General features: G+C 54.6%; 7 protein-coding genes. All 7 read right to left on the bottom strand.

Annotated features, from left to right (window positions below; genetic code table 11):
* The coding region (gene ftsZ, locus KQI83_RS12095) for a cell division protein FtsZ (RefSeq protein ID WP_216558384.1) at positions 1 to 682 on the bottom strand (682 nt) is incomplete at its 3' end.
* Positions 683 to 854: 172 nt separating this feature from the next.
* Positions 855 to 2,330, bottom strand: a complete 1,476-nt coding sequence (locus tag KQI83_RS12100; RefSeq protein ID WP_216558386.1) for a cell division protein FtsQ/DivIB — start codon at positions 2,328 to 2,330, stop codon at positions 855 to 857.
* A 32-nt stretch (positions 2,331 to 2,362) separates the two neighbouring features.
* Complete coding sequence (gene murA, locus KQI83_RS12105) at positions 2,363 to 3,616, bottom strand: UDP-N-acetylglucosamine 1-carboxyvinyltransferase (RefSeq protein ID WP_216558387.1); 1,254 nt, start codon at positions 3,614 to 3,616, stop codon at positions 2,363 to 2,365.
* Positions 3,617 to 3,687: 71 nt separating this feature from the next.
* Positions 3,688 to 4,809 (bottom strand): undecaprenyldiphospho-muramoylpentapeptide beta-N-acetylglucosaminyltransferase, encoded by a 1,122-nt coding sequence (murG, locus tag KQI83_RS12110; protein ID WP_216558389.1) that lies wholly within the window; start codon positions 4,807 to 4,809, stop codon positions 3,688 to 3,690.
* 165 nt (positions 4,810 to 4,974) lie between these two features.
* The gene (locus KQI83_RS12115; RefSeq protein WP_216558391.1) at positions 4,975 to 6,198 is read right to left on the bottom strand and encodes an FtsW/RodA/SpoVE family cell cycle protein; all 1,224 of its coding nucleotides are present in this window, start codon (positions 6,196 to 6,198) and stop codon (positions 4,975 to 4,977) included.
* 167 nt (positions 6,199 to 6,365) lie between these two features.
* Positions 6,366 to 7,364, bottom strand: coding sequence for a phospho-N-acetylmuramoyl-pentapeptide-transferase (mraY, locus tag KQI83_RS12120; RefSeq protein ID WP_216558393.1), 999 nt, complete (start codon positions 7,362 to 7,364; stop codon positions 6,366 to 6,368).
* 83 nt (positions 7,365 to 7,447) lie between these two features.
* Positions 7,448 to 9,772 carry a peptidoglycan D,D-transpeptidase FtsI family protein gene (locus KQI83_RS12125; RefSeq protein WP_216558396.1) on the bottom strand — a complete coding sequence of 775 codons (2,325 nt, stop codon included), beginning with the start codon at positions 9,770 to 9,772 and terminating at the stop codon, positions 7,448 to 7,450.
* Between the last annotated feature and the right edge of the window lie 181 nt (positions 9,773 to 9,953).

The following is a 9,953-nucleotide window of genomic DNA, read 5'->3' on the forward strand; positions in this document are numbered from 1 at the left end:
AGATGTGTATAAGAGACAGGCGCATGATAGCCGAAACATCAGCAAAGTCGAGGTTGACAAGACCGGGAACAACGATCAGATCGGAAATGCTCTGTACGCCCTGACGGAGTACGTCGTCGGCGATCAGGAAGGCGTTCTGCAGTGTGATCGTCTGGTCGGCGATATGCTTTAAGCGCTCGTTGGGTACGATGATCAGGGAGTCTACGCAAGCGGAAAGCTCCGCGATACCCTGCTCAGCCTGAGCCATACGCTTCTTGCCTTCAAAAGCAAAGGGCTTAGTAACGACCGCTACGGTCAGAATACCCATATCCTTCGCAATCTTCGCTACGATGGGAGCCGCGCCTGTACCGGTACCGCCGCCCATACCTGCGGTGATAAATACCATGTCGGTGTCCTTCAGGATCGCCGCGATCTCCTCACGGTTCTCCTCCGCCGCAGCCTGTCCGACGCTGGGCATAGAGCCTGCGCCTTTGCCGCGAGTAGCTTTCTCACCGATCTGGATCTTTTCCTGAGCCTGAGAGAAACGCAGTACATGCTCGTCCGTATTGACGGCGATGAACTCGACGTTCTTAACATCCATTTTAATCATGCGGTTGACAGCATTACCGCCGCCACCGCCGACACCGATTACTTTGATTACCGGCAGACCGCTGGCAGGATTCTTTTCCAATTCAAAAGCCATTTTATATCCTCCTTGTCATATGTGTGAGGGTCATAAACGCTCACGCATACATACGCATTATATTTCTTCTATCATATTATAAGTTAACACATATCAGTGATAATTTCAATCATTTTCTGAATATTTTTCAAAAAATTGATAAATTTTCACAGGGAATGGTTGTGTTTACACTTTATTCATAGTAACCATAACCATCATATGCGCCATAATAGGCGTAGGAATCGTCGGTGTAGGCGCCTTCGTACCAGCTGTAATCGTCAGAATAGTAGCCGTCAGCCGAGCCGTCGGCGCTGTAATCGCTGTTGTAATCAGCGCTGTAATCGCCGTTATAATCGCCCGTTCCGCTGTCGCCCGCGACCGCTTCGGTGGGCTTTTCGGAGGGCTTGACCTCGGTGGGACGGATCTCCTGCTCGTTGAAGTAGGAGCGCTTGGTAGAGTTACAGCGGGAAACGTCAAGGATACCCGTGATGGTGCCCGTCTGGTTTTTATCAAGATTCTCGTTGATGATGGTCATCGCGGTGCGGACCTTATAATCGAGATCCTCTGGGATACCGAGCTTGACCTTGACGCGGTTATCATAGGTGAAGGAGATATTCGCCATATCGGTGGCGTCGATCTCGGTGATGCCCTGATAGCCGTTGTCGGCAAAGGTCTGGGTGATGCTCTCGATCATCTCGACGACGGTATCGTCCTCATAGCTGACGTAGTCGCCGATCGCGCCGGAGGTCAGCGTAGGTCCGATAAAGATCGGCAGATCATAGGCGGAGGTATCCGTCACCTGATTGAGGATACGTCCCTTGGTGCTGATGACGAGATAATCAGATCCGCTGAGCTTCATCAGATAGCCCTCCGCCGCTTCTTCGATCGCGATACGGATGGTATCAGGGATCTTGAAGCTGACGTTGGCTTCCTCCACATACGGGAACTGCTTTTTCAACCGCTTTTCTGCAGCGGATTTCGGCGCGAGGAAAATGTTCTCGCCTTTGCTGATACCGCAGGCGTCAATGATCTCTTCCTCTGAATAGCGCGTCACGCCCGTTACTTCATACGCCTGCGTCTTGAACAGCACCGTCAGCGAAAGCACTACGCCGACGATCAAAACGACGGCGATGATCGCGCCGTAGCTGAGGAAACGGATGATCTTGCGCTGGAGCGGAGATTTGGGCTTGCGCTTTTCCTGCTTTTTTGCCTGCTTCTTCGCATTCTTCACGTCGCGGGGATCTTCGCGCCGCCTGCTGTGTATGCTCTCGTCGGTATAAAACTCGTTGGTGTCATCGGAAAACTCGTTGAGCATGTCCTCATCGTCCCGAACCCGTTCGACGGGTCGGCGGGTCGGAAGGATCTTTCGCTTTTTCTTCTTCTTTTTCTTCTTGGTCTTTTTCTCGAATCGGCGCGTGTTGCGCTCGTTCGGCTCTTCCTCGTAGGGAAGGTCGTCACGCTCGGGCTCGGAGGGTCTATAGGGCTTGCGCTTTGGCGTATTCTCTTCAAAATTACGGAAGTCGATCTCTTCGGTATATCTCTCGGCAAAATCGTCGTACGCTTCTTCCTCGTCCCACGCAGGCTCTATCGGTCGGCGCGGACGGCGCAGTTCTTCACGCGCGGAATTGCGGTTTGATCTTTTGCGCTTTTTGTCGGATTTCTTCGCCATATTACCCCTCCTTTCTTTTATCTTTATTTAGGTTATATCTTCTTCACATCAGCGCCCAATGAGGAGAGCACCAGCTCAAAGTCCTCATAGCCGCGTTCGAGATATTCTATGCCGCTGATCTGGCTCTGTCCTCTTGCGCACAAGGCGGCGACCACCAAGGCGGCGGCTCCCCGCAGATCCTGCGCGCGGACATCGGCGCACAACAGCTTTTTCACGCCGTCCACTACGGCGACCTTGCCCTCTACGCGGATATCCGCGCCGAGACGGCACAGCTCGCTGACGTGGCTGTAACGGCTCAAAAACATGTTTTCCACAAATACGGTCATCCCATCCGCGACAGCCGCCATGCTCATCACAGGCGCCTGGGCGTCGGTAGGAAAGCCGGGATACGGCATGGTGCGGATCAGCTTAGGACTGCGTAAGCGGTAAGGCGCGCCGATACGGACCGTATTCCCTTTGATATTGATCTCACAGCCGCTGTCCCGAAACACGGGAAACACCGACTCAAGGTGCGAAGGGATCACGCCCTTCATCGTGATATCGGAACCCGTAACCGCCGCGGCAGACATCATCGTCGCCGTCACGATACGGTCGGGGATCATCGCGTGGATCGTAGGATGCAGGCGCTCGACGCCTTCGATCACAACGGAGCTCTCCCCCGCACCGTGGATACGCGCGCCGCAGGAATTCAGAAAATCCGCCAGATCGACGATCTCAGGCTCGCGCGCCGCGTTACTGATCACGGTCGTGCCGTTCGCTAAAGCCGCGGCGATCATGATATTCTCCGTCGCGCCGACAGAGGGGATCGGCAGGGTGATATTCGCGCCGTGCAGTTCATCGCTGACATAGCAATCAAGCTCACCGTGCTCTTCACAGATCACGACGCCCATCTCTCGTAAAGCGCTTAAATGCAGGTCGATCGGTCTGGGACCTAACTCGCACCCGCCGGGGAACGACATGCGCACCCTGTCAAAGCGCGCGATCATCGCGCCGAGGAAGATGATCGAGGAACGCATGCGGTGCATCAGCTCAGAGGGGATCTCAAAGCGCTCCACACTGCCGGTATCGACGATCACGGTACTGCCCTCGCGACGAGCGGTACAGCCTATGTAGCGCAGGATCGCGAGCGACGCTTCCACGTCGCTCAGACGCGGACAGTTATGTAAGACGCACTCTCCGCGGCACAGCAGCGTCGCCGCCAAGATCGGCAAAGCGCTGTTTTTGGAGCCCTGCGGCTCGACCTCTCCTGATAATCTTCTCCCGCCGTTTACCACAAATACCGACACACCCAACACCCTTTCAAAGACTCTATGCCTTTTATACTATGAAAGGTCGGTCGGTTTTGTGACTGGTTTTCTTACTCTGCGAGTACCTCTTTCACCGTCTGATAGATACGCTCGTTGGCGTCGGTGATCGCCATTTTCTGGGCGTTTCTGCGGTATTCCTCCAGAACGCTTTTATCGGTCAGCATGCTGTCGACGGTCTCGATCAGGAGCTCGCCCGAAAGGTCAGCCTGCTCGATCAGCTTCGCCGCCTTTTTGTTGACCATGGACATGGCGTTGTGGTACTGGTGATTCTCCGCGACAAACGGAGAGGGGATCAGCACCGCGGGTCTGCCCTTTGCCTGTATCTCGGACAGGGTGATCGCGCCCGCGCGGGACACTACCAGATCGCAAGCGGCAAGGCAGTCGTTCATGTTGTCGATATACTGACGGATATCGAGGTTGTCGCAATTTTTGATGTCAACGCCCTTCGATTTCAGCAGATCGGGCATCCATGTGCCCTGCTGACCGTAGGCGTGGATATGATAATATTTCTTATCCTTAGCGGAACGGGCTATCAGCTCCGCCATGGATTTGTTGATACATTCAGCGCCGAGAGAACCGCCGAAGGAGAGGATCACGGGTCTGGAATCATCAAGACCCAAGCGAGCCTTCGCTTCATCATGCTTGGTAGAAAGGATCGCGGGACGGATGGGGTTGCCCGTCAGGACAAAATGAGCCTTGTCCGTGAAGCGAGCCTTTGCGTCCTCGTTGGCGAGCATGACGCGGTTGACAGATTTCGCGAGCATTTTATTGGTAACGCCGGGATAGGCGTTCTGCTCATGGATCACCGCCTTGTAACCAAGGTTGCACGCGGCGAGGATAACGGGTCCGCTGACGTAGCCGCCGGTACCGATACAGATATCGGGATCGAATTCCTTGATGATCTTCTTCGCTTTCGCGCGGGATTCAAAGGAATAGTACACGGTCTTGACATTATGTACCGTGTTCTTCGGCGACAGACTGCGCTTGAAGCCTGTGATGACGACGGATTTGATCGGAAAGCCCGCCTGTTTGACGAGGCGCTGTTCCATACCGTCGCGGTTGCCGATGAACAGGAACTCTGTATCAGGCTCTTTTTCTTTGATGTAGCCCGCGATCGCAAGTGCGGGATTGATGTGTCCGGCGGTACCGCCGCCGGCGAGTAATACTTTCATAAAAAACTCCGATTAATTTAGTGAGGAGTGAGAAGTGAGGAGTGAGAAGTTTAGGGAAACGCTGAAGCGTTTTGAATTGATAATACGTATGTTATTATCTTACAAATGGGTGTGGGCAGAACCCACCATCAACTCCTAACTCCTAACTCCTAATTCCTAACTCTCTTAGCTTTTTTCAATATTCGACGTTCTGGATACCGCGAGGATAACGCCCATCTCAAACATCAGCGTCAGCAGTGAGGAACCGCCGTAGCTGAAGAACGGCAGGGAGATACCCGTATTGGGCAGCCAGTCGGTGATTACCAATATATTCAGTACGACCTGTAGTCCGATATGCGTCGTCAGACCGATACCGAGCAGTTTGCCGAAACGGTCGCGCGCGCGCAGGGAAATGATGATGCCGCGCCAGACGAGCAGGGCGAATATCAGCAATATCAGCACCGCGCCGACGAGCCCGAGTTCCTCGCAGACGATAGCAAAGATAAAGTCGTTCTGCGGTTCGGGTAGGTATAGATACTTTTGTCGGCTCTGCCCCAAGCCCAGTCCGAACAAGCCGCCCGAACCGATGGCGTAGAGGCTGTTTCTGGTCTGCCATGTGCTGTTCCACATATCGCGATCAAGGTCGTCGGACAACGCCTGACCCCAGCCGTCCATACGCTCCATCGCGTAGGTCAGCATACCGGTGACCCAGAGGAGAAGAATCAGCACCGCGAGCACCGCCGCGCCGATCGCAAGCCACTTGATCTTGATGCCCGAAACGTACATCATAACGACTGTCAGGATACCGATGATAACGATACAGGAGTAATGCGGCTCAAAGAGCAACAGAAACGCGGTGGAAAGGAAAACAGCCGCGCCGGGGAGGACGCCGTATTTGAGCGTATCCATGCGGTCATAATATCGGCTGCCCCAATGCGCCATAAAGAGGATGATCGCGAATTTACTGATCTCCGACGCCTGGATACCGAACATACCGACGCCGATCCATCGGTGAACGCCGCCCTCCTGGGACGGGAGCACCAGCACGAGCACCAGCGCAAAGTAGCTGATACCTAAGATGATCGCGGCGAAACGGTGGTAATAGTGGTAATCGACGAAGGAGACCGCGATCATGACCACCAGTCCGATCAGCGCGAAGATCAGCTGACGCTTTAAGTAATAATAGCTGTCGCCGATCTCATAGTAAGCGACAGGGTAGCTCGCCGAGAACATCATGGTGATGCCGATGGCGAGCAGTACAAATATCAGAAGAACGAAGGGAATATCGATACCTTTACCGATATTCAGCAGTGAGAAGTTGATTTTTCGTCTGCCTTTTTTGGACGAGGCACGACGCTCACTCTCATAATCCCGCACCCTGCGGCGCGAGGTGTTTTCGATTGTCAACATATGCCGAGTCCTTTCTGTAAAGTAGTCTGAGGGATCATATAAACGGAGTATAGCAACCAAACCAATAAGTATATGGATTTATATGGATTCTCGCTGCCGCTCGATCAATTATGCAATCCCTCACCCGCCGAGTCGCGGGAGCTCCCTTTACCAAAGGGAGCCTATGGCTATCCGAAGATCACCAAGAGCAGCGCGCCGAGTCCGCACAGAGCGGTGAAGGCGGAGAAAACGCATACGATCTTCATTTCCGACCAGCCGCACATCTCAAAATGATGGTGGATCGGGGACATCTTGAACAGGCGCTTGCCGTGGGTGAGCTTGAAGTAGGTGACCTGCAGCATAACGGAGAACATCTCGATCAGGTAGACCAGAGCGATCAGGATCAACAATAGGTGCATATCCATCGCCAAAGCGATCGCGCAGACCATCGCGCCAAGGAAGAGCGAGCCTGTGTCGCCCATGAAGCACTTGGCGGGGTGGAAGTTCCAGATCAGGAAGCCCAGACAGCCGCCTGCTGCCGCCGCGGCAAACAGGACGTTCGCGACATGGTTGCCAAGCACGTTGGCGATCAGCATCATGAACAGGCAGGCAAAGAAGGTAACGGAGCCCGCAAGGCCGTCGATGCCGTCCGTCAGGTTCACCGCGTTCACGATGCCGACGAGCACGACAGCCATCACGATATAGTAGAAGAAGCCGAGATCGACATAGCCGACAAAGGGGATGAGGATCTCTGTATTATCCTTGCACAGATACATGACGAAGAGGTATATCGCCGCCGCCAAAAACTGCAGAACCAGCTTCTGGATCGCGGTCAGACCGAGGTTGCGCTTCTTGACGACCTTGACATAGTCGTCGATGAAGCCGATACCGCCGTTCATCAACGCGAACAGCAAGCCCGCAAATACAAAGCGGCTGACGGAATCGAGTCCGTGACCGATCGCGTAGAGCAGAACGCCCGCGGAGGTCGCGATCACGATACCGATAACGAACATGATGCCGCCCATCGTGGGAGTACCCTGCTTGTTTTTATGCCAGTTGGGACCGATGTCCAGGATCGTCTGGCCGAAATTCAATTTGTGGAGGAAAGGTATCAGGTACCTACCTATGATCGCGGTGATGGCAAATGATACGACCGCCACACCGAATGCCCATAAACCTGTCTCCATTATTTCACCTCATTTTTGGAATTCTCTTATATGGATAGAGGAGCCGCGAAGCGGGAAGCCCCGCCCCAAGCTCTATGATTTGATTAGTCCGCGATACCGCTGCCGCTGAAGGTGACGGTGATGACCGTACCGGGAGCGACCTCGGTGCCCTCGGGTACGCTCTGCGTGGTGGAGGTACTGTCGGAGGACGATACCATACCCGTGACGCTGACGTTCAGTCCGTAGGAGGACGCGATGCCGTTGACCTCGGATACGCTGAAGCCGACCAGATTCGGTACCGTTACCTTTTCGTCGGTGCCGCTCTGATCCGTATACAGGACGATGGTGCCGCCTGTCGGCATTGAAGCGCCTGTCGCAGGATTCTGAGACACGACTGTAGAGCCTTCGCCCTTGACCGTGACAGTAAAGCCGTCGCGCTCTGCCGCGGCTACCGCGTCATCAACGCTCATGCCGCTGTACGCGCCTGCCGCCGTATCGATATTGCTCGCTTCTTCGTCGGTATACTGAGCGACGACCTCGAGATAAGGCAGAACCTCGCTCATGATGCTGGCGAATACAGGAGCCGCGACCGCGGAGCCGTAGTAGTTGCCGCCGAGCGGCGCGTCAAAGAATACCAGCGCCGCGTACTGCGGGTTGTTTGCGGGAGCGAAGCCGCAGAAGGAAGCGATATAGTCATCGGCGCCGTCGTCGTTGACGTCGATCAGCTTCTCGGAAGTACCGGTCTTGCCGCCGACACGATAGCCCGCGACGTAGCCGTTCTTACCGGAACCGGAGATACAGTTCTCTTCCATGATGCCGCGCATCTCTTCGGAGACGGATTCGGAAATGACCTGACGCTTGGTCTCAGTGGAGGCGTTCTTCACGACGTTGCCCTCGTTGTCGAGAATCTGCTTGACGACGTGAGGCTGGACGATCTTGCCGCCGTTCGCGACAGCGCTCGCCGCCGTGATCATCTGGATCGGAGTGATGGAGAAGTTCTGACCGAAGGACGCGACCGCCAAGTCGGTATCGAGCATGTTGCCCTCTACGCCGTCATGGACAAAGAACTGGTCCTCGGATTCGCCGGGCAGGTCGATACCTGTCTTATCGGAGAAGCCGAACGCCTGGTAATACTCCCAGAATTTGGTTTTGCCGACCAGCTGGCCGATCTGAATGAAACCGGGGTTGCAGGAGTTCCACAGACATTCCTGATAGGTCTGTGTGCCGTGACCCGCGGTGTTATGGCAGTGAATGGTGTCTTCATAAAGCTGGAACGCACCCGAACAGCCGAAGCGGCTGTCTTTGTTGACGACGCCTTCCTGTAGCGCCATCGAGAGGGTGACCATCTTGAAAACCGAACCGGGATAGTAGGTATCGGAGATCGCCTTGTTGCGCCAGTTGCGGGCGAGAGCGGCGCTCTCAGCCTCGTTCTGTGCCTGCTCGATCAGCTCTTTCTTTTTCTCTTCGCTGAGCTTGTAGGGATCTTCGTCCTCTTCGAAATAATCGTGCTTGATCAGATAATCGAGGTCGATCGCCTCGATCTCTTTTTTCTGATCGGGGAGAATGGTGAAGGGGTCATTGAGGTCGAAGCCGTTGACGGACGCCATCGCGACGATCTCGCCGTTGTTGACGTTCATGACGATACAAACGCCGCGCTCATGGACTTGGTTGTCGATGATACCCTGCTTCATGTATTTTTCAACGATACTCTGGACGGTCTCGTCGATGGTGAGCACCACCGAGCTGCCGTCGATCGCGCCGATGTTCTGGTTATAATCGAAGGGCATTTCCGTCTGGATACCGTTCTGTGCCGATATGATGCGGCCGGGTGTGCCCGAGAGGTAGTCGTTGTACTGGTACTCGACGCCCCACAAGCCCTGATCCTCAGAACCGGTGAAGCCGATGACCGAGGACGCGAGGTCGCTGTAGGGATAGTAGCGCTTGTAGTCGTCGAGCAGGGAGATGATACCGGATTTCTGGTACTTTTCGGCGAGCTCCTTTTGCAGCTCGATGATCTGCTCCTTTTGCTCGCTCTCGACCTTGCGCTTGACGGACACGTAGTAGGTGTTCTGCTTGGTTTCCTCCAGAAGCTCCGCTTCATCTAAGTCGAGGATAGAAGCAAGACGCGACGCGACAAGAGACCGCTGCTCGTCGCCCTCTGCCCCGTCGTCAAAATACGCAGGCGCCATAACGACCTGCCATACGGAGGCGGACTGCGCTAAGATCTTGCCCTTAGTGTCGTATATCGTACCGCGCTTGGCGGAGATCGGGGTATCCGCCAGCTGCTGTTCGATCGCTCTTCTCTGGAGCTCTTCGCCCTGTACCAGCTGCAGATATGCCAGTCGGGTGATAACCGCGCCGAAGCCGACTGCCAATACGATGATCAACAGCCATACGGTTCTTCTTCTGAGCTTCTGATTAGCTCCCATGAGCGATCACTCCTTTCATGAAAAAATCTTTGATCCGCGGATCGGTTTGATACTAATCCTTGATAAAAAGATTTAATCAGATATTAGTGATATATTTCGGATAGCGCGACGGGAGACGCAGACAGGCTGGCGCCTGTCAAGGAGCCCAACAAAGCTATACGAAATATAGCGCAATAGATGA

Origin of the sequence: Roseburia sp. MSJ-14, assembly GCF_018918225.1 — a bacterium.
GTDB lineage: Bacteria > Bacillota > Clostridia > Lachnospirales > Lachnospiraceae > Petralouisia.